This is a genomic window from Prescottella sp. GW823-FHT02E09, assembly GCF_058797375.1.
The window spans coordinates 90,124-109,558 of record NZ_JBXAJP010000009.1 but is presented as its reverse complement, the minus strand read 5'-3'; the positions used below and the strand labels follow the sequence as shown (position 1 = coordinate 109,558).

Genomic DNA, 19,435 nt, shown 5'->3' with positions numbered 1-19,435 from the left:
ACGCTAGTGGCTTTCGGTGGCGCAATCAATGATCCACCGCCTTTGTGTTCGTCATGCGGACGGTAGTTCACAATACGCACGAGTCGTCGTATGCTGGCCTGCATGATGGACAAAGTCATTGCCACAGCGGCCGAGGCCGTCGCAGATGTGCCGAACGGCGCGACGATCGCCGTCGGCGGATTCGGCCTGGTAGGAGTGCCGGAGATCCTCATCAACGCGTTGCTCGAACAGGGCGCCACGGATCTCGAGACGGTGAGCAACAACTGTGGCACCGACGGCTTCGGCCTCGGCGTGCTGCTCGAGGAGGGCCGCATCCGCCGGACCATCAGCTCGTACGTCGGCGACAACAAGGAATTCGCGCGGCAGTACCTGTCCGGCGAGCTCGAGGTGGAGCTGACGCCGCAGGGCACCCTCGCCGAGCGACTGCGCGCCGGCGGCGCCGGCATCCCGGCGTTCTTCACCCCGGCCGGCGTCGGCACCCAGGTCGCCGAGGGCGGCCTGCCGCGCCGCTACGACGGCAACGGCGGCATCGCCGTCGCCAGCCCGGTCAAGGAGACCCGCGAGTTCGACGGGCAGACCTACGTGATGGAACGCGGGATCGCCGCCGACTACGCCCTCGTCCACGCGTGGAAGGGCGACCGCCACGGCAACCTCGTGTTCCGGCGCAGCGCCCGCAACTTCAACCCCCCGGCCGCCGCGTCGGGCCGGATCACCATCGCTCAGGTCGAGCACCTCGTCGAACCCGGCGAGCTGGACCCGGACCAGATCCACACCCCGGGCATCCACGTGCAGCGCGTCGTGCACGTGGGCAAGGTCACTGTCGGAATCGAGAAGCGAACGGTACGAGCATGACTCAGGCTATTGCGCAGAAGCTGACCCGCGAGCAGATGGCGGCACGCGTCGCCCTGGAACTCGCCGACGGCCAGTACGTCAACCTCGGTATCGGCATGCCGACGCTGGTCCCGAACTACATCCCCGAGGACATCACCGTCGTCCTGCACTCCGAGAACGGTGTCCTCGGCGTGGGTCCGTACCCCACCGAGGACGAGCTGGACCCCGAACTGATCAACGCCGGCAAGGAGACCATCACGGTCCTGCCGGGTGCGTCGTACTTCGACTCGTCGCAGTCGTTCGGCATGATCCGCGGCGGCCAGGTGGACGTCGCCGTCCTCGGCGCGATGCAGGTCAGCGCCACCGGTGACCTCGCCAACTGGATGATCCCCGGCCACATGGTCAAGGGCATGGGCGGCGCGATGGACCTCGTCCACGGCGCCAAGCGCGTCATCGTGATGATGGAGCACGTGTCGAAGAAGGGCGAGTCGAAGATCCTCGACGAGTGCACCCTGCCGCTCACCGGCAAGGCGTGCGTGCAGCGGATCATCACCGACATGGCCGTCCTCGACGTCACCGACGAGGGCCTGCGCCTGGTCGAGACCGCGCCCGGCGTCAGCGTCGACGAGGTCGTCGCCGCTACCGCCGCGACACTGCTGGTCTGACCGCGATCCACGGATCACGATCGCCGCTGCCGCGACGACCACCCCGACCGGCAGCGGCGATCCGACCGCCGCGAGCGGATGGTCGACGTGGGTGGCGGTGGGAGCGCATCGGGCAGCGACAGTGCCGACCGGTGTTCGAGGGCACGCACAGCGAGGCGGCCCGGACGGCGTTCGTCATCGCCGCTGCGCCAGCGCGACCAGGTGGTCGATCGTCTCCTGCTCGGCACCGTCGGGCAGGTTGTCGACCGGCCACCACCGCAGATCCTGCGACTCGTCGCTGATCGCGATCGGCACGGCCGCGGCGTGTCCGGGCGCCCGGACCAGGAACCGCAGGTCCAGGTGCCGCGTCGGAACACCCAGCGAGCACGTGATGGGGTGCGTGTGGGCCGACAGCAGTTGCGGATCGATCCGCAGCCCCTCGATCCCCGACTCCTCGCGCGCCTCCCGCAGCGCCGCGTCGACGACCGTGTCGTCACCGGGCTCGCAGTGCCCTCCGAGTTGGATCCAGCGGCCCACCCGCGGGTGCAGCGTCAGCAGCACGTGGGAGCCGTCCGCGTCCAACACCAGCGACGACGCCGTGATGTGCCCGGCCGCGTGCGAACGCAGGCAGCCGTCGGGCGCCGAACCGAGGAACGCGAGCATCGTGTGCCGCAACGACTCGGCGTCGTCGGAATCGGTGTCCCAGTGCTCGAGTGCGCCGACGGCCGACGCGTGCAGTGACTGTGCCGACATCTACAGCTCCAGCAGCGCGTCGTCGGGCGCGGCTGGTTCGCGGGGCGTCAGGGCCTCGGTGGGATGCCCGACGGCGATCGCACCCAGCGGCTGCCAGTCGTCCGGTAGGCCGAGTTCGGCCCGCACCGTGTCGGCCGCGAAGATCGTCGACCCGATCCAGCAGCTCCCGATGCCCCGGGTCGCGAGCGAGACCAGCAGACCCTGCACGGCGGCGCCGACCGCGACGGTGAACATCGTCGACTCGGCCCGCGTGCGCCTCTCGTCCGGGTAGTCGTGCGCGCCGTCCGGCACACAGAACGGGATCACCACCTCGGGGGCGCGGAACAGGATGTCGCCCCGGCCCACTCGACGCTCGATCCGCTCGGCACTCATGCCGTCGGCGGCGAGGTCGTCGCGCCACCGCTGCTGCATCGCGTCGAGCAGGCGCGCCCGGACCTCGGGTGTGCGCAGCCACACGAACCGCACCGGACGCGTGTGGTGCGGCGCGGGGGCCGTGAGCGCCTCGGCGATCGCCTCGCGAAGAATCTCGGCGTCCACGGGCTCGTCGGAGAATGCGCGCACCGAGCGACGCAGCAGCAGCGCCTCGCGGCGGCCCTGCTCCATCGACTCCGCGGTGCCGAGCCAGAACAGGTCCTCCGGACCGCGCCGGATCAGCTTGTCGGCGACCGAGCCGTCGTCGTCGAGCCCGATCCCACGGACCACCGCGACCGGCATGCCGCCGAGCTTGCCCTTCACCAGGTCGCCCGCGGCCGCGATCTCGTCGGCGACCGCGACCTCGGTGACCATCAGCTCGTTGCCCTGGCCGTCGACCGCGCCGGCGTACGCGTGCAGGACCGGGATGCCCGACGCGCCGATCGCGACGTCGATCTGGCCGATCCGCCACGCACGCCCCATCGTGTCCGTCACCACCACCGCGACGTCGACGTCGAGGTGGTCCCGGATCCGGTCACGCAGCTTCCGGGCGCTGCCGTCCGGGTCCTCCGGGAGCAGCGCGAGTTCCGCGCCGTCGACGTTCGAACCGTCGATTCCCGACGCGGCCTGCACGATGCCCAACCGGTTCTCGGTGATCAGCGTGCGTCCCTTGCGGGCCACCACCCGCACCGCCTCCTGGTCGACCAGGCGGCGACGCGCGGCGTCGCGTTCCTCCGGATCGGTGGGCGACGCGACGATGCGACCCTCGACCTTCGAGAAGACCTTGCTCGTGACGACGAGGACATCGCCGTCGGCGAGCCACGGTGCCGCGCCGACGATCGCCGCGGCCAGGTCGTCGCCGGGACGGAACTCGGGCAGCCCGGGCACCGGCAGGATCTCGATCGCCCGCCCGGCACCGTGATCGCGAACCGTCAACAGCTCAGCACTGCGACTCCGGTCGTTCACCAGCTCACTCCGGCCACGTCGAATGCGGCTCCGACCATCTCGGCGGTGGCGTCGGGATCCGTCATGAGCAGCGGGACGCTGCGCACCTCGACGCCGGGCACGTCGGCCTCGTCGGTGGAATGGACCAGCCAGCCGTCGAGGATGCCGGTGCCGGACCGGGCGCCGTAGTGGCGGCCGATCGCCTCGGCCGACGTCTCGACACCGATCACCTCGAGGCACTCGTCGGCCATGCCGCGCAACGGCTTTCCGCCGATGATGGGGGACAGGCCGACGACCTTGGCCTTCGTGGTCCGCAGTGCACCGCGGATACCGGGTACGGCCAGGATGGCGCCGATGCTGACGACCGGATTCGACGGTGCGAGCAGTACGACGTCGGCCGATTCGATCGCCTCGAGCACGCCGGGTGCCGGTTTCGCCTGCTCCGCACCGACATACGCGAAACTGTGCGTGGGAACCTGTGCGCGGTAACGGACCCACCACTCCTGGAAGTGGATCGCTCGCTGCTGCTCTCCGGTCGGATCTTCAGGATCGGTTACGACAACATGTGTTTCGCTGCGATCGTCCGACACGGGAAGCAGGTCCACCCCGGGCTGCCATCGTTTGCACAGGGCCTCGGTCACCGCCGAGAGCGGGTAGCCGGCGCGCAGCATCTGGCTGCGGATGAGGTGCGTCGCGATGTCCCGGTCGCCGAGTCCGAACCAGTCGGGCTGCGCACCGTATGCCGCGAGTTCCTCTTTCGCATTCCATGTTTCACCGACGTGACCCCATCCGCGTTCGGGATCGATGCCGCCGCCGAGCGTGTACATACAGGTGTCCAGGTCCGGGCAGATGCGCAGTCCGTGCATCCACACGTCGTCGCCGACATTGACCACCGCGGTGATCCGATGGTCGTTCGCGGGGCCGGAATTCGGGTCGCCGGAGTCGAGTCCGTCCAGCAGACTTCGAACTCCCTGGAGGAAACGGGCCCCTCCGACGCCGCCAACCAATACAGTCACGTTCACAACTCGAAGCCTAAGCGGTGCCGCCGTGTGCCGGTCGACGCCGTCTCATCGGCCGGGTTGTACCACGCTGTGCGACGGGTGGCGGATGGTAAACGACTTTTCGGTTTCGGCTTGACCCGACACGCCAGGGCATGTCTAATCACATGTATGTCATTCCAAGTTCGAGGGGCGAGTTCACTTGGAGCGGCCCTCGACTCGAACCATCGTTCGGGCGGTTGTCAGGACGAGTGTCGGGGTGGGAACGACAGCACGATGTTCGAGATCAATCGACATTATCTGCGCTAATACAGGTGAGGAGGCGGAGCGATGCCCTACCAGCAGTACGAGTTCGAAACTCCTCTGAGCGTGGTCGGCGACGAACCGCGGACCGATTCCGAAGCGGGCGCAGCAGTAGGCGTCAGCTACGACGAGTTCGAGCTGGGTGTGACAGTGCCGCAGCTCAGTCTGATCCCAGGCTTCGACGAGATGTTCGACTCCATCGAGGATCAGTGGCAGGACCGCGCGCTGTGCGCGCAGACCGATCCCGAGGCGTTCTTCCCGGAAAAGGGGGGATCCACGCGCGAGGCCAAGCGCATCTGCATGGGTTGCGAGGTCCGCGGGGAGTGCCTCGAGTACGCACTCTCGAACGACGAGCGATTCGGCATCTGGGGTGGGCTCTCCGAGCGTGAGCGCCGGCGCCTCAAGCGTGGAGTCGTCTAGTTCGTCACTGCTCGTCGGGCCCCTGAAGATCGGGGTCGACAACCTCGGGATCGACGCCCAGATACGTCGACACCTGCTCCACGAGCACGTCGTGAACCAGGTCCTCGAGATCGTGAGGATCCTTGGCGCGCAACTCCATCGGGCGCCGGAACAGGACGATGCGTGCTCGCGTCGCGGTGCCGTGACGATCGATGCCGGCCGGAATGAGCCGCGACAGCGGCACCGGTCCGTCGGCCACCACCTCCGGTGGCCAGTTCACCGAATCCGGGTCGATCGCGCGAATCCGCGGCACGTCGTCCACGGCGATGTCCAGCTTCGTCAGTCGATCGTGCCAACGCGCGTCGATGGGCTCGAACGCGCCCAGAACCAGCTGATCGAACTTCTCCGCACGTGTACGGGCCGCCGGTAGATCCGGCGGGAACAACGGACCGCGGATACCTCGACCTCGCCGCGCGACCGAACGCGACGTCAGCGGGCGGGGACGACGAGCTCTGGCCATGAAGGGGACATTACAGCGGCGCCCCGACACCCCCACCGCGTCCGTCCCGGTCCAGCTTTGTGTCTTCTTCCTGCCGTACCCACGTGTCACCGGTGTCGCGTCCCGGCGCCGCCTCGGTGTCGCGTCCCGGCGCCGCCTCGGTGTCATGTCCCGGCGCCGCCTCGGTGTCACGTCTCGGTCGCGTCGGTGTGTCCGAGTAGGCCAACCGGACACATGGGGTTAGTCTCCTTCCTTGTGAGATCACTGCGTCGATGCTGCCGGCCTGGGTGCAAGAACCCTGCTGTCGCGACCTTGACGTACGTCTATTCCGATTCGACCGCTGTCGTCGGCCCGCTGGCCACCGTCGCCGAGCCCCATTCGTGGGACCTGTGCGAGACCCATGCTTCGCGGATCACCGCCCCCAAGGGCTGGGAACTCGTGCGGTACGAGGGTGGATTCTCCTCCAGCACCCCCGACGAGGACGACCTGACCGCGCTGGCCGAGGCGGTCCGCGAGGCCGGTCTGGGCGAGCGCCCCCGCAGCGACGGATCCGCCACCGACTCCCGCTCCGGCGCGGCCTCCCCGTCGGCACCGCCCACCGCCCGCACCGGGCGCCGCGGGCATCTCCGGGTCTTACCCGACCCTGCGAACTGATCGGTTCCGTCGCGGCTTCGGTCTGTGTCTGATCTGTCCTTTTCCTGCTCGACCTCGGACGACGTATCCGGACATTCCGCTCAGGAAGCGCGGTTGGCCTGCTCCCCACTAGGCTCTGTGGGACGACTCAGTCGGCGAACAAGACTCAGTGGACGAACAATGTGTCGCATCTACGAAAAGCAGGAGTAACCAGAAGTGGCTCGATCTGTCGAATCCGTGAATGCCGTGATCAAGGCCTACGACGTCCGTGGCGTCGTGGGAGAGCAGATCGATGCAGAATTCGTGCGTGACGTGGGCGCCTCGTTCGCCAGGCTGGTGCGCGACGAGCAGTCCGGCGCCGAGGCGGTGACGCGGGTCGCGATCGGCCACGACATGCGTGCGTCGTCACCCGAGCTGTCGCGTGCCTTCGCCGAGGGAGTCGTCGCGCAGGGCCTCGACGTGATCCACATCGGCCTGGCCTCCACCGACCAGCTGTACTTCGCGTCCGGGATCCTGGACTGCCCCGGTGCGATGTTCACCGCGAGCCACAACCCGGCCAAGTACAACGGCATCAAGCTGTGCCGTGCCGGCGCGAAGCCAGTGGGCCAGGACACCGGCCTCGGCGTGATCGCGCGCGAGGTCGCCGAGGGCGTCCCCGCGTACGAGGGTCCGGTCGGGCAGGTCTCCGAGCAGGAACTGCTCGACCAGTACGCCAGCTTCGTCCGCGGCCTGGTGAACCTGGCCGAGCTGCGCCCGTTGAAGGTCGCCGTCGACGCCGGCAACGGCATGGGCGGACACACCGTCCCCGCCGTGTTCGGTCCGATGCCCGTCGACGTCCTTCCGCTGTACTTCGAGCTCGACGGCACCTTCCCCAACCACGAGGCCAACCCCCTCGATCCCGCGAACCTGGTGGATCTGCAGGAACACGTGCGTGCGACGGGTGCGGACATCGGTCTGGCCTTCGACGGCGACGCCGACCGCTGTTTCGTCGTCGACGAGAAGGGCAACCCGGTCTCGCCGTCCGCGGTGACCGCCCTCGTCGCGGACCGCGAACTCGCGAAGGAGCCCGGGGCCACGGTCATCCACAATCTGATCACGTCGCGTTTCGTGCCGGAACTGGTCGAGAAGCTCGGTGGCACCGCCGTGCGCACCCGCGTCGGCCACTCCTTCATCAAGCAGCAGATGGCCGAGACCGGCGCGGTGTTCGGCGGCGAACACTCCGCCCATTACTACTTCCGCGACTTCTGGGGTGCAGACTCGGGCATGCTCGCGGCCCTGCACGTCCTGGCCGCCCTCGGCGAACAGGATCGTCCGCTGTCGGAGCTGATGGAGTCGTACGAGGCCTACGCCGCGTCCGGGGAGATCAACTCGACCGTCGACGACGCCGCGGAACGGACCGCCGCCGTCGTCGATCTCTTCGCGGACCGGACCGTCTCCGTCGACCGACTGGACGGCGTGACGGTCGATCTGGGCGACGGTGCGTGGTTCAACCTCCGGGCATCCAACACCGAGCCGCTGCTGCGCCTCAACGTCGAGGCACGCACGCCCGTCGACGTCGATGCTCTCGTCGCCGAGATCCTCGGAGCAGTCCGCGCCTAGTCACCGAATTGCTGGGATACTCGAGGCACCTGATCTCGTCGGGGGACAGGGACTCGGGGAAAGGGAGGTGAGTTCGTGATGACAGCTCCGTCGTCTCTGCTCGATCTCGATGACGCCGATGCTCTGTTGGCCGCCGACGTCGACGGTGTGCTCCGTTTCGCCGCGCTCGGCGGTGCTCAGATTCGTGCCACCCAGGCCGCCGTGGAGGAGAACGGTCTGGTCAGGCTGCGCGGTCTGCAGCCACGCAGCATCGTGTTCGTCACCGGCGACGGGAGTGCGTCGCGTGCCGCCGAGATCGTGGTGGCGGCCGTCGGCGGCCGGACCGGCATGCCGCTGGTCGTCAGCGTCGGTGCGCCGCCGTGGGTGGGTCCCCTCGACATCATGGTCGTCGCCGGCGACGACGCCGGGGACCCGCGGCTCGTCGAGTCCGTCGACAGTGCCCTGCGCCGGGGTGCGGAAGTGGTCGTCGCCGCGCCCGACGAGGGCCCCCTCCGCGCCGCCGCCGCGGGTCGCGCGACGGTCCTCCCGCCGCGGATCGCGGTCCCGGACCACCACGGCCTGCTGCGGTACCTCACCGCGTTCCTCGCCGTCCTGATCGCGGTCGAGGGGGAGAGGGCGGCCAAGATGTGCCCCGACCTGGGGCGGCTTGCCGACGCGGTCGACGAGGAAGCGCTCCGCGACCACCCCCGCAACGAGATCTTCCACAATCCGGCCAAGTCCCTGGCGGCACGCATGCAGGGTCGCCGGGTGGTGTTCAGCGGCGACACCCGCGCCACCACCCACCTCGCCCGCCACGGGAGCGAGACGCTGCTCCGGATGGGTGCGGGAGTGGCCGCCGCCGGTGAGCTGGCCGACGTCGTCGCCGGAGTCCGCACGTTCTCCGCGGCGAGTTCGGTCGCACCGGCCGGATACGACCCGTTCTTCCACGACGAGCAGCTCGACGGCCCGCCACCGGGTGCGCCGCTTCGGGTGCTGGTGTTCGCATCGGAGGCGAATCGACCGCTCGTCGAACGCCGTGTCGCGGCCCTGCCGGACGTCGACATCGTCGTCGCAGAATCTGACACGGTGCCGGAAGGGGCGACGACCGGTCCCCGACCTGGTGCACCGCCCGGATCGACGGCCGAGCCGTCGGCACCCGCGGCCCGGACGGAGATCGAGCAGATAGCAGTACTCGTCGGTCGGCTCGAGATGAGCGCGGCCTACCTACGTTTGATCGGTGGTAACTAGTGCGCCAACTCGAAGGTGCGCTCCGGTCCTACGCTTGGGGGTCACGGACCGCGCTCGCGGAACTGTGCGGCCGTCAGAGCCCCAGCGCGCATCCGGAGGCGGAAATGTGGCTGGGAGCGCATCCCGGTGATCCTGCGCGAGTGATCGAGGACGGCGGCAGCCGTTCGTTGCGTGACGTCGTCGTCGACGACCCGGCCCGGGAACTGGGCGAGCGCAGCATCGCCGCGTTCGGCGAGCAACTGCCCTTCCTGCTCAAGGTGCTCGCCGCGGAGGAGCCGCTGTCGCTGCAGGCGCACCCCAGCGCCGAGCAGGCTCGGGAGGGCTTCGCGCGCGAGGAGGCGTCCGGCATCCCCGTCGACTCGGCGGAACGGAACTACCGCGACGCCAGTCACAAGCCCGAGCTCGTCGTGGCGCTCACCCGGTTCGAGGCGCTCGCCGGTTTCCGGGATCCGCATCGGACGGTGCGACTGCTGAGCGAACTGAACGTGCCGGAGCTCGAGCCCTACGCGGGTCTGCTCGCGGGACAGCCCGACCCGGACGGGCTTCGGGCCCTGTTCACCACATGGATCACGCTGCCGCCGCACGCGCTCGCGGCCCTGCTGCCGGCGGTGCTCGACGGTTGCGTGGCGTACCTGTCGGATTCGGGGAGTGCGGAGTTCGCGCAGGAGGCGCGGACGGCACTGGAGTTGAGCGAGGGCTATCCCGGGGACGCCGGGGTCCTGGCGTCCTTGCTGCTCAACCGGGTGACCCTCGAACCCGGCCAGGGACTGTTCCTGGACGCCGGCAACCTCCACGCCTATCTGAACGGCACCGCGGTCGAGATCATGGCGAACTCCGACAACGTGCTGCGTGGTGGCCTCACCCCCAAGCATGTCGACGTCCCGGAACTGTTGCGGGTGTTGGATTTCGAGTCGGTGGATGTACCGGTTCTGACACCGGTCGCGACCGGTCGCACGGGGGAGTCGACATACCGGACGCCGGCCCCGGAGTTCGAACTGTCCCGGATCGACCTCGACCCATCGGGGGCCGGTGCGGTCGCGGCCACGATGTTCGAACCGGACGGTCCACAGATCCTGCTGTGCACGTCGGGTGCCGCCAAACTCGAGTGCGATTCGCGGTCGCTGATGCTCGAGCGGGGCGCAGCGGCATGGATATCCGCATCGGACAACGTGGTTCACATCCAGGCCTGCGCCGACGACACCCAGATCTTCCGTGCTGCGGTCGGCGACGTGACGCGCTGAGAGCGCGCCCACCGCTGGTCCGCCCCGGTCCCGACCCCGACCTGTGTCGGACCGCCGATGGACCGCCGATCCGGAAACCGTGCTGCGGTCCGCGTGCGGGCATAGGCTGACGTCCATCCCTACCTCCCGAGGAGGACGTGATGGTGACACCCGACCGGAAGGCGGCGAAACCCCGCTCCGGGTTGTTCCGGACCAAGTCGATCGAACAGTCGATTCTCGAGACCGACGAACCGGAGACCAAACTCCGCAAGGACCTGACCGCGTGGGACTTGACTGTCTTCGGTGTCGCGGTCGTGATCGGCGCCGGCATCTTCACGCTGACCGCCCGTACCGCCGGCAACGTCGCGGGGCCCTCGGTGTCGCTTGCGTTCGCCTTCGCCGCGGTCGCCTGCGCGCTGGCCGCGCTGTGCTACGCCGAGTTCGCGTCGACCGTGCCCGTGGCGGGCAGTGCATACACCTTCTCCTACGCGACATTCGGCGAGTTCGTCGCGTGGATCATCGGCTGGGATCTCATTCTCGAGTTCGCGCTCGCGGCATCGGTGGTGGCGAAGGGTTGGTCGCTGTATCTCGGTGAGGTCCTCGGAAGTGCCACTCCGGTCGTGCATCTCGGTTCGCTGAAGATCGACTGGGGTGCCGTCCTCATCGTCGCGGTCATCACCGTGCTGCTGGCGACGGGGACCAAGTTGTCGTCGCGGGTCTCGGCGGTGATCACCGCGATCAAGGTGGCCGTCGTGCTCTTCGTCGTGGTGGTCGGCGCCTTCTTCATCAAGGCATCGAACTACTCGCCGTACATTCCGCCGTCCGAGGAAGGTTCCACCGGCGAGGGCATCCACCAGTCGCTGTTCTCGTTCGTCACCGGCGCCGGTGGCAGCACGTTCGGTTGGTACGGACTGCTGGCCGCCGCGAGCCTGGTGTTCTTCGCGTTCATCGGGTTCGACGTGGTCGCGACCACTGCGGAGGAGACGAAGAACCCGCAGACCGCGTTGCCGCGAGGCATTCTCGGCTCGCTCGCGATCGTGACGGTGCTGTACGTGGCGGTGTCACTCGTGCTCACCGGGATGGTGAACTACACCGATCTGGCGGGTGACGATTCCACGCTCGCGACGGCGTTCGCGCTCAACGGAATGGACTGGGCCAAGAACCTCATCTCGTTCGGTGCACTGGCGGGCCTCACGACGGTGGTCATGGTCCTGATGCTGGGGCAGACGCGCGTGTTGTTCGCGATGTCCCGGGACGGTCTGATGCCCCGGGCGCTGGCGCCCACCGGCAAGCGCGGGACACCGGTGCGGATCACGCTGGTCGTCGGTGTCGTCGTCGGACTCCTCGCGGCCTTCTTCCCGATCGGCACGCTCGAGGAGATGGTCAACATCGGCACGCTGTTCGCGTTCGTGCTGGTGTCGATCGGCGTCGTGGTGCTGCGGCGGACTCGTCCCGACCTGCCGCGCGGGTTCCGGGTGCCGCTCGTGCCCCTGGTCCCGATCCTCGCGGTGATCGCGTGCGTGTGGCTCATGGTCAACCTGTCTGTCGAGACGTGGTTGCGGTTCGTCGTCTGGATGGCGCTCGGCGTGGTCGTGTACTTCGCCTACAGTCGGCGGCACTCGATGCTGAGTATCCGGGCCCGGGAAGCCGAACGCGACACCACGTGATTGCTTTACAAATCGGCTTCATTGTCTAGACGGCATACGTGCTGCCGAGTATCGTCCACTTCATGGTGATGCCGCCCACACCGGGCGGTCTCGTGGAAGGGGACGTCGATGGCGACGCACGCGCCGGCCGATACGGCGGTATGGCGGGACAAGAAGCGGTACCTGTGGTTGCTGGGGCTCATTCCGCCCACGGCGATCTTCCTGGCCCTCGGATTGGTGTGGGCGACGAACCGGGTGGGCCTCGAGGCGGTGGCACCCGTCTGGTGGTGGATCGGTCCGCTGCTGGTGTACGTGCTGCTGCCCATCCTCGACCTGGCATTCGGCGCGGACGGACAGAACCCGCCCGACGAGGTCATGGAGCAACTCGAGAACGACCGGTACTACCGCTGGTGTACCTACGCGTACATCCCGCTGCAGATCGTGACCGTCGTGGTCGCGTGCTACCTGTGGTCGGCCGACGACCTGGGCTGGCTCGGTATCGACGGCGGGCTGGGATTGGTCTCGAAGATCGGCCTGGCAATCAGCGTCGGTTGTGTCGCCGGCATCGGGATCAACACGGCCCACGAGCTGGGCCACAAGAAGGACGATCTCGAGCGGTGGCTGTCGAAGATCACCCTCGCACAGTCCTTCTACGGTCACTTCTACATCGAGCACAACCGCGGACATCACGTCCGCGTTGCGACCCCGGAAGATCCCGCGAGTTCGCGTTTGGGGGAGAGCTTCTGGGCCTTCCTGCCGCGCAGCGTGTGGGGGAGTCTGCGGTCGTCGTGGGGGCTGGAGAAGGCGCGGCTCGAGCGGCTCGGCAAGGGGCCGTGGACGATTCGCAACGACGTGCTCAACGCCTGGCTGATGTCGGTCGTGCTGTTCGGCGCGATGATCGCGATCTTCGGTTGGGATGTGGCCCCGTTCCTGTTGCTGCAGGCCGTGTTCGGATTCTCCCTGCTAGAAACGGTGAACTACCTCGAGCACTACGGTCTGCTCCGGCAGCGCACCGAGAGCGGTCGCTACGAGCGCTGTACGCCGGCGCACAGCTGGAACAGCGACCACATCTGCACCAACATCTTCCTGTACCACCTGCAACGACACAGCGATCACCACGCGAACCCGACGCGGCGCTATCAGACGTTGCGCAGCATGGACATTGCGCCGAATCTGCCCAGCGGCTACGCCAGCATGATCATGCTCGCGTACGTGCCGCCGCTGTGGCGGGCGGTGATGGATCGAAAGGTCCTCGCCCACTACGACGGCGACGTCACCCGGGCCAACCTGCAGCCGAGCAAGCGGGAGAAGCTGCTCGCGGCGCACGGGGGACTGGCATGAGCGCGTATCGCTGTCCGGTGTGCGAGTTCGTGTTCGACGAGTCCGTCGGCGCTCCGCGGGAGGGTTTCCCGGCCGGGACGGCGTGGGATGCGGTGCCGGACGACTGGTGCTGCCCCGATTGCGGCGTTCGCGAGAAGATCGACTTCGAACCCGTAGGAGGGTGATCGTGACCGAGTACAAGCTCTACCAGTGTGCGCAGTGCGGATTCGAGTACGACGAGGCGAAGGGCTGGCCGGACGACGGTATCGCGCCCGGCACCCGCTGGGAGGACATCCCCGACGACTGGAGTTGCCCGGATTGCGGCGCGGCCAAGGAGGACTTCTTCATGGTCGAAGTCGAGCGCAGGTGACCGATGTCACTAGGGTCGGTGGCATGACCGAGTTGCAACCCCGTGTGCCCTATCAGGAGGCCTCGCGGCTGCTGCTGCGCGAGTCGATCCTCGGCGCGGTCCACGACCTGCTGCTCGAGCGGGACTGGTCGAAGGTGACGATGACCGATGTCGCCGCGGTCGCGGGGATCTCTCGGCAGACGCTGTACAACGAATTCGGGTCGCGTCAGGGCCTGGCGGAGGGGTACGCGCTGCAACTGGTCGACCGGTTCGTCGACGCGGTGGCGGCAGCGGTGTACGCGCACGTCGGGGACGCGCGGGCTGCGCTGGTCGACGGGTTCGGCGCGTTCTTCCGGGCCAGCGCCGACGACCCGCTGGTGTGCTCGCTGCGGACCGGTGCTGCCAAACCGGACCTGCTGCGGATCGTCACGACCGACAGCGCGCCGCTGATCGAGCGGGCGTCGGGGCGGCTGGCGGAGACGTTCCGGCGGAGCTGGATTCAGGCGTCCGAAGCCGACTCGGCGGTGCTGGCGCGGGGTGTCGTGCGAGTCGCGCTGAGTTACGTATCGATGCCGCCCGCGTCCGACGGTGACGATGCTCGCGACCTTGCCGCCCTGCTCGCGCCGTTCGTGGACGTGGTCGCACACGTCTGACGGGGTACGGCACGTCCCCGGGTGGATCGGCTACCCGATAACCTGGGTGTCATTCCAGACAGCGAACAGGAGAGACACATGACGTCCTCAGTTTCAGCGGCGCCCGTGGCCGAGCACCGTAACGGTATCGATTTCAAGGTGGCGGATCTTTCGCTCGCCGAGTTCGGTCGCAAGGAGATCCGCCTCGCGGAGCACGAGATGCCGGGTCTGATGGCGCTGCGCCGTGAGTATGCGGACGTGTTGCCGCTCAAGGGTGCTCGCGTGTCCGGTTCGCTGCACATGACGATCCAGACCGCGGTCCTGATCGAGACGTTGACGGCCCTCGGTGCTGAAGTTCGATGGGCGTCGTGCAACATCTTCTCGACGCAGGATCACGCCGCCGCGGCCATCGTCGTCGGCCCGCACGGCACCGTCGAGGAGCCCAAGGGTGTTCCCGTCTTCGCGTGGAAGGGCGAGACCCTCGAGGAGTACTGGTGGGCGGCCGAGCAGATGCTCACGTGGCCCGGCACCACGGCGAACATGATCCTCGACGACGGCGGTGACGCCACGATGCTCGTGCTTCGCGGTGCGCAGTACGAGAAGGCCGGCGTCGTGCCGCCCACCGACGACGAGCACGACTCGGACGAGTACAAGGTGTTCCTGGCGCTGCTGCGCAAGTCGCTCGAGGCGGACGCCGGCAAGTGGACCGCGATCGCGGAGTCGGTCAAGGGCGTCACCGAGGAGACCACCACCGGCGTGCTGCGCCTGTACCAGTTCGCCGCCGCCGGTGAGCTGGCGTTCCCGGCGATCAACGTCAACGACTCGGTCACCAAGAGCAAGTTCGACAACAAGTACGGCACCCGCCACTCGCTGCTCGACGGCATCAACCGCGGCACCGACGTGCTGATCGGCGGCAAGGCTGCGCTGGTGTGCGGCTACGGAGACGTCGGAAAGGGCTGCGCCGAGGCGCTGCGCGGCCAGGGCGCCCGCGTCACCGTCACCGAGATCGACCCCATCAACGCGCTGCAGGCGATGATGGACGGCTTCGACGTCAAGACCGTCGAGGAGTTCATCGGTCAGGCCGACATCGTCATCACGGCCACCGGCAACAAGGACATCATCTCCTTCGAGCACATGAAGCAGATGAAGCACCAGGCGATCCTGGGCAACATCGGCCACTTCGACAACGAGATCGACATGGCGGGCCTCGAGCGCGCCGGTGACGTCACGCGGATCAACATCAAGCCGCAGGTCGACGAGTTCACGTTCGCCGACGGCCACTCGATCATCGTGCTGTCCGAAGGACGTCTGCTGAACCTCGGCAACGCCACCGGACATCCGTCGTTCGTGATGTCGAACTCGTTCGCGAACCAGACGATCGCGCAGATCGAGCTGTGGACCAAGCCGGACGAGTACGACAACGAGGTGTACCGCCTGCCCAAGCACCTCGACGAGAAGGTCGCGAAGATCCACGTCGAGGCGCTCGGCGGCTCGATCACGAAGCTGACGAAGGATCAGGCCGAGTACATCGGCGTCGACGTGGAGGGCCCGTACAAGCCCGAGCACTACCGCTACTGACCCGTGACGTAGGACCGAGTCGGTTGCACCGACGACTGTGGCCGGGGATCGTGACGCGATCCCCGGCCACTGCTGTCCTCACCGCGTTGTGACAGCCCTCGCAGCGTCGAATCCGAGGCGCGGCGGCGAGCACCGATAGGCTCGGCGACCGTGGGAACTCTCATCGCCCTGGAAGGGCTCGACGGCGCCGGCAAACGGACGTTGGTCGGCAAGGTCGTCGCGCAGCTCGAGCAGGGCGGTCTGACGGTCGCGACGCTCGATTTCCCCCGCTACGGTGCGTCGATCCATGCGGATCTCGCGTCGGAGGCGCTCAAGGGTGCGCACGGCGACCTCAGCGAGTCGGTCCACGCGATGGCGGTGATGTTCGCCCTCGACCGGGCCGGTGCCGCACCACAGCTGCAGGGCCTGCTCGCGGCCGACGACGTGGTGATACTGGACCGCTACGTCGCCTCCAACGCGGCGTACGGCGCGGCCCGGCTGCACCAGCACGGGGACGGCGAGTTCGTGCGGTGGATCGAGGAACTCGAGTTCGACCGTCTGGGGCTGCCACGGCCGGACCTGCAGATGTACCTCGATGTGCCGGTGGCGCTCGCGGAAGAGCGGGCGCGGCGGCGTGGGGCCGCGGACAGTTCGCGCACACTGGACGCCTACGAGAAGGACAGTGGCCTGCAGGCCCGCACGGGGCAGGTGTACCGGGAGCTGGCCGCCGCGGACTGGAACTCGCCGTGGTGGTCGGTCGCGCCCGATGTGGATCCGGGCGCTCTCGCCGATAAACTGGCACTCTTGCATGAGCGGCGCAGCGCAGCGCAGTAGTACCGGGGTCCGCCCGGCCACATTGAGCGGCACGCCGCGGCAGTGAACGCGCCTTTCCGCATTTAGCAGCCTCAGAGATGTAACGATAGGGATATGAAGCCAAGGATTCTGGTTGTCGACGATGACACGGCGCTCGCCGAGATGCTCACCATCGTGCTCCGCGGTGAGGGATTCGAACCCTTCGTGGTCGGTGACGGAAGCCAGGCGTTGTCGGCCGTTCGTGAGACCCGACCGGATCTGGTGCTCCTCGACCTCATGCTGCCGGGCATGAACGGTATCGACGTGTGCCGGGTGCTGCGGGCCGAATCGGGTGTCCCGATCGTCATGCTCACCGCCAAGACGGACACGGTCGACGTGGTCCTGGGCCTCGAGTCGGGCGCGGACGACTACATCATGAAGCCGTTCAAGCCGAAGGAACTGGTTGCCCGGGTGCGCGCTCGGCTCCGCCGCACGGAGGAAGAGCCGGCCGAGGTCCTGAGCATCGGCGACATCATGATCGACGTGCCGGCGCACAAGGTGACCCGCGACAACGCGCTCATCTCGCTCACGCCGCTCGAGTTCGACCTCCTGGTCGCTCTCGCGCGCAAGCCGCGGCAGGTTTTCACCCGTGAGGTCCTGCTCGAGCAGGTCTGGGGATACCGTCACGCGGCCGACACGCGTCTGGTGAACGTGCACGTGCAGCGACTGCGCGCCAAGGTCGAGAAGGATCCCGAGAATCCCGAGGTGGTGCTTACTGTCAGGGGGGTCGGCTACAAGGCCGGACCGCCGTGATCGGTGCCCGCCGGAACCGGCGGCGAGCCAGCCGGGCTTTCTCGCCGCTGATCCGCTGGTGTCGCGCGTGTGGCAACTGGCTTGCCCACGCATGGCGCCGGTCCTTGCAGCTGCGCGTCGTCGTGTCGACGCTGTCGCTGTCGCTGATCGTGATCACGATTCTCGGCGTGGTGTTGACCAGCCAGATCACCGATCGGCTTCTCGAGGCGAAGATCACTGCCGCCACCGAGGAGCTCGACCGCGCGCGCAGCACGGTCGAGGCGCAGCTCTCCGGTGCCGACGACAGCGGATCGCTCCAGGTGCGGCTCGAGGCCGCCCGCCTGGCCTTGACGAACCGGCAGCCCGACGGTGGCCAGACATCCGGATCCGCAGGTACCTTCGATCCGGTGCTCATCGTGCCGGGAGACGGCCCTCGGGAGCCGACCACGAGCGGGCCGGCGACCCAGATTCCGGCGAGCCTGCGCGACTTCGTCCAGGCGAACCAGATCAGCTACCAGTTCGCGACCGTGTCCGACGCCAACGGCTACTCGGGTCCGGCGCTGATCATCGGCAGCCCCACGTCGTCGGACATCGCGACGCTCGAGCTGTACCTCGTGTTTCCCCTCGCGAGTGAGGACCGCAGCCTGTCCCTGGTGCGGGGCACGATGCTGATCGGCGGTGCGGTGCTGGCCGTGCTGCTCGCCGCGATCTCGATGCTCGTCGCCCGCCAGGTCGTCATGCCGATCCGGTCGGCGTCCCGGATCGCGGTGCGGTTCGCCGACGGCCGGCTCAAGGAACGCATGCCCGTCCGCGGTGAGGACGACATGGCCCGGCTGGCGATGTCGTTCAACGAGATGGCCGAGAGCCTGTCGAAGCAGATCACCCAGCTCGAGGAGTTCGGCAATCTGCAGAAGCGCTTCACGTCGGACGTGAGCCACGAGCTGCGCACCCCGCTCACCACCGTCCGGATGGCAGCGGACCTGATCCACGACAGCAGCGACGAACTCGACCCCATCCTGAAGCGGTCGTCCGAGCTGCTCGTCGCGGAGCTGGACCGGTTCGAGAGCCTTCTCGGGGATCTGCTCGAGATTTCCCGGCACGACGCCGGTGTCGCGGAGCTGGCGGCCGAACAGCTGGACCTGCGGATGTGTGCGCGCGCGGCGATCTCCACGGTTCGCCACCTCGCGAAGGAGACCTCGACGGAACTGATCGTGGATCTGCCGGAGGACGCCGTGATCGCGGAGGTGGATCCGCGCCGCGTGGAGCGCATCCTGCGGAATCTGCTCGCGAACGCGATCGACCACGGCGAGGGCAAGCCCGTCCTGTTGCGGTTGCGGGCCGACGACGACGCGGCCGCCTTCATCGTGCGTGACCAGGGTGTCGGATTGCGCCCTGGGGAGGAGAAGCTGGTGTTCAACCGGTTCTGGCGGTCGGACCCCTCCCGCGTCCGGCGGTCCGGCGGAACCGGGCTGGGCCTGGCGATCAGCGTGGAGGACGCGAACCTGCACAACGGCACGCTCGAGGCGTGGGGCGAGCCCGGCGAGGGAGCGTGCTTCCGTCTGACGTTGCCACGGGTGCGCGGGCGCAAGGTCACCCGGAGCCCGCTGCCGCTGAAGCCCGCGACCAAGAAGCTGGTCCAGGGACAGCCGCTGCCCCCGGTCACGCCCACGCCGGAGGAGGCAGCCGCGGGCCCGGACACCGCCCCGTCGGCGCAGCAGGAGCCGCAGCAGCTGCCACAGCCGCCACAGCCTGCGGAGGCTTCGACGCTCTCGGAGGCTTCGGCGCCGTCGCGCCAGCCGGATCCCGACGAGTCCCCGACGGTGCCCCGGGTGCGGGAGCGTGAGTCGTGACCGGCACGCGGGTGCGGCGTCACGGCAGACGCTCG

20 protein-coding genes are annotated in these 19,435 nt (G+C 68.2%); 16 read left to right on the top strand and 4 right to left on the bottom strand.

Annotated elements, in window-relative coordinates; all coding sequences use genetic code 11:
* Positions 1-105 precede the first annotated feature (105 nt).
* Positions 106-852 (top strand): CoA transferase subunit A, encoded by a 747-nt coding sequence (locus AC1RIF_RS21710; RefSeq protein ID WP_492603522.1) that lies wholly within the window; start codon positions 106-108, stop codon positions 850-852.
* Positions 849-1,496: a CoA transferase subunit B gene (locus tag AC1RIF_RS21705; RefSeq protein ID WP_492603431.1), complete on the top strand. Its 648-nt coding sequence runs from the start codon at positions 849-851 to the stop codon at positions 1,494-1,496. The genes AC1RIF_RS21710 and AC1RIF_RS21705 overlap by 4 nt, the downstream gene beginning before the upstream one ends.
* A 174-nt stretch (positions 1,497-1,670) precedes the next feature.
* Here AC1RIF_RS21705 and AC1RIF_RS21700 read toward each other — a convergent pair whose 3' ends face one another.
* From AC1RIF_RS21700 to cofD, 3 genes are read right to left on the bottom strand one after another with little or no spacing between them, the layout of a single operon-like run.
* Positions 1,671-2,228 (bottom strand): NUDIX hydrolase, encoded by a 558-nt coding sequence (locus AC1RIF_RS21700; RefSeq protein WP_492603430.1) that lies wholly within the window; start codon positions 2,226-2,228, stop codon positions 1,671-1,673.
* Positions 2,229-3,605 carry a coenzyme F420-0:L-glutamate ligase gene (locus tag AC1RIF_RS21695; RefSeq protein WP_492603429.1) on the bottom strand — a complete coding sequence of 459 codons (1,377 nt, stop codon included), beginning with the start codon at positions 3,603-3,605 and terminating at the stop codon, positions 2,229-2,231.
* Positions 3,602-4,606 carry a 2-phospho-L-lactate transferase gene (gene cofD / locus AC1RIF_RS21690; RefSeq protein ID WP_492603428.1) on the bottom strand — a complete coding sequence of 335 codons (1,005 nt, stop codon included), beginning with the start codon at positions 4,604-4,606 and terminating at the stop codon, positions 3,602-3,604. Before cofD ends, AC1RIF_RS21695 begins: the two co-directional genes overlap by 4 nt.
* A gap of 465 nt (positions 4,607-5,071) precedes the next feature.
* On the opposite strand from cofD, the gene AC1RIF_RS21685 reads away from it, so the two are divergent.
* On the top strand, positions 5,072-5,305 hold the full coding sequence (locus tag AC1RIF_RS21685; RefSeq protein ID WP_492603521.1) for a WhiB family transcriptional regulator: 234 nt from the start codon (positions 5,072-5,074) through the stop codon (positions 5,303-5,305).
* 4 nt (positions 5,306-5,309) lie between these two features.
* Here AC1RIF_RS21685 and AC1RIF_RS21680 read toward each other — a convergent pair whose 3' ends face one another.
* The gene (locus AC1RIF_RS21680; RefSeq protein ID WP_492603427.1) at positions 5,310-5,804 is read right to left on the bottom strand and encodes a metallopeptidase family protein; all 495 of its coding nucleotides are present in this window, start codon (positions 5,802-5,804) and stop codon (positions 5,310-5,312) included.
* 234 nt (positions 5,805-6,038) lie between these two features.
* Between AC1RIF_RS21680 and AC1RIF_RS21675 the strand changes: the two genes are divergently transcribed.
* The 13 genes from AC1RIF_RS21675 to mtrB all read left to right on the top strand — a co-directional run bounded on the left by AC1RIF_RS21675 (position 6,039) and on the right by mtrB (position 19,400).
* On the top strand, positions 6,039-6,437 hold the full coding sequence (locus AC1RIF_RS21675; protein WP_492603426.1) for a DUF3499 domain-containing protein: 399 nt from the start codon (positions 6,039-6,041) through the stop codon (positions 6,435-6,437).
* A gap of 195 nt (positions 6,438-6,632) precedes the next feature.
* The gene (locus tag AC1RIF_RS21670; protein ID WP_492603425.1) at positions 6,633-8,015 is read left to right on the top strand and encodes a phosphomannomutase/phosphoglucomutase; all 1,383 of its coding nucleotides are present in this window, start codon (positions 6,633-6,635) and stop codon (positions 8,013-8,015) included.
* 78 nt (positions 8,016-8,093) lie between these two features.
* Entirely contained in the window at positions 8,094-9,242 is a 1,149-nt protein-coding gene (locus AC1RIF_RS21665) for a tobH protein (RefSeq protein ID WP_492603424.1), read from the top strand.
* The gene (gene manA, locus AC1RIF_RS21660) at positions 9,242-10,483 is read left to right on the top strand and encodes a mannose-6-phosphate isomerase, class I (protein ID WP_492603423.1); all 1,242 of its coding nucleotides are present in this window, start codon (positions 9,242-9,244) and stop codon (positions 10,481-10,483) included. The genes AC1RIF_RS21665 and manA overlap by 1 nt, the downstream gene beginning before the upstream one ends.
* Before the next feature lie 140 nt (positions 10,484-10,623).
* Entirely contained in the window at positions 10,624-12,129 is a 1,506-nt protein-coding gene (locus AC1RIF_RS21655) for an amino acid permease (RefSeq protein ID WP_492603422.1), read from the top strand.
* Positions 12,130-12,237: 108 nt separating this feature from the next.
* A complete protein-coding gene (locus AC1RIF_RS21650; protein WP_492603421.1) occupies positions 12,238-13,449 on the top strand; it encodes an alkane 1-monooxygenase in 1,212 nt (403 codons plus the stop codon).
* Positions 13,446-13,613: a rubredoxin gene (locus tag AC1RIF_RS21645; protein ID WP_492603420.1), complete on the top strand. Its 168-nt coding sequence runs from the start codon at positions 13,446-13,448 to the stop codon at positions 13,611-13,613. Before AC1RIF_RS21650 ends, AC1RIF_RS21645 begins: the two co-directional genes overlap by 4 nt.
* A gap of 2 nt (positions 13,614-13,615) precedes the next feature.
* Positions 13,616-13,798, top strand: a complete 183-nt coding sequence (locus AC1RIF_RS21640; protein WP_492603419.1) for a rubredoxin — start codon at positions 13,616-13,618, stop codon at positions 13,796-13,798.
* 23 nt (positions 13,799-13,821) lie between these two features.
* Positions 13,822-14,430 carry a TetR/AcrR family transcriptional regulator gene (locus AC1RIF_RS21635; protein WP_492603418.1) on the top strand — a complete coding sequence of 203 codons (609 nt, stop codon included), beginning with the start codon at positions 13,822-13,824 and terminating at the stop codon, positions 14,428-14,430.
* Positions 14,431-14,508: 78 nt separating this feature from the next.
* Positions 14,509-15,987, top strand: coding sequence for an adenosylhomocysteinase (gene ahcY / locus AC1RIF_RS21630; RefSeq protein WP_492603417.1), 1,479 nt, complete (start codon positions 14,509-14,511; stop codon positions 15,985-15,987).
* A gap of 150 nt (positions 15,988-16,137) precedes the next feature.
* A complete protein-coding gene (locus AC1RIF_RS21625) occupies positions 16,138-16,800 on the top strand; it encodes a dTMP kinase (RefSeq protein ID WP_492603416.1) in 663 nt (220 codons plus the stop codon).
* A gap of 93 nt (positions 16,801-16,893) precedes the next feature.
* Positions 16,894-17,571, top strand: a complete 678-nt coding sequence (mtrA, locus tag AC1RIF_RS21620) for an MtrAB system response regulator MtrA (protein ID WP_114721928.1) — start codon at positions 16,894-16,896, stop codon at positions 17,569-17,571.
* On the top strand, positions 17,568-19,400 hold the full coding sequence (gene mtrB / locus AC1RIF_RS21615; RefSeq protein WP_492603415.1) for an MtrAB system histidine kinase MtrB: 1,833 nt from the start codon (positions 17,568-17,570) through the stop codon (positions 19,398-19,400). Before mtrA ends, mtrB begins: the two co-directional genes overlap by 4 nt.
* The last annotated feature ends 35 nt before the right edge of the window (positions 19,401-19,435 follow it).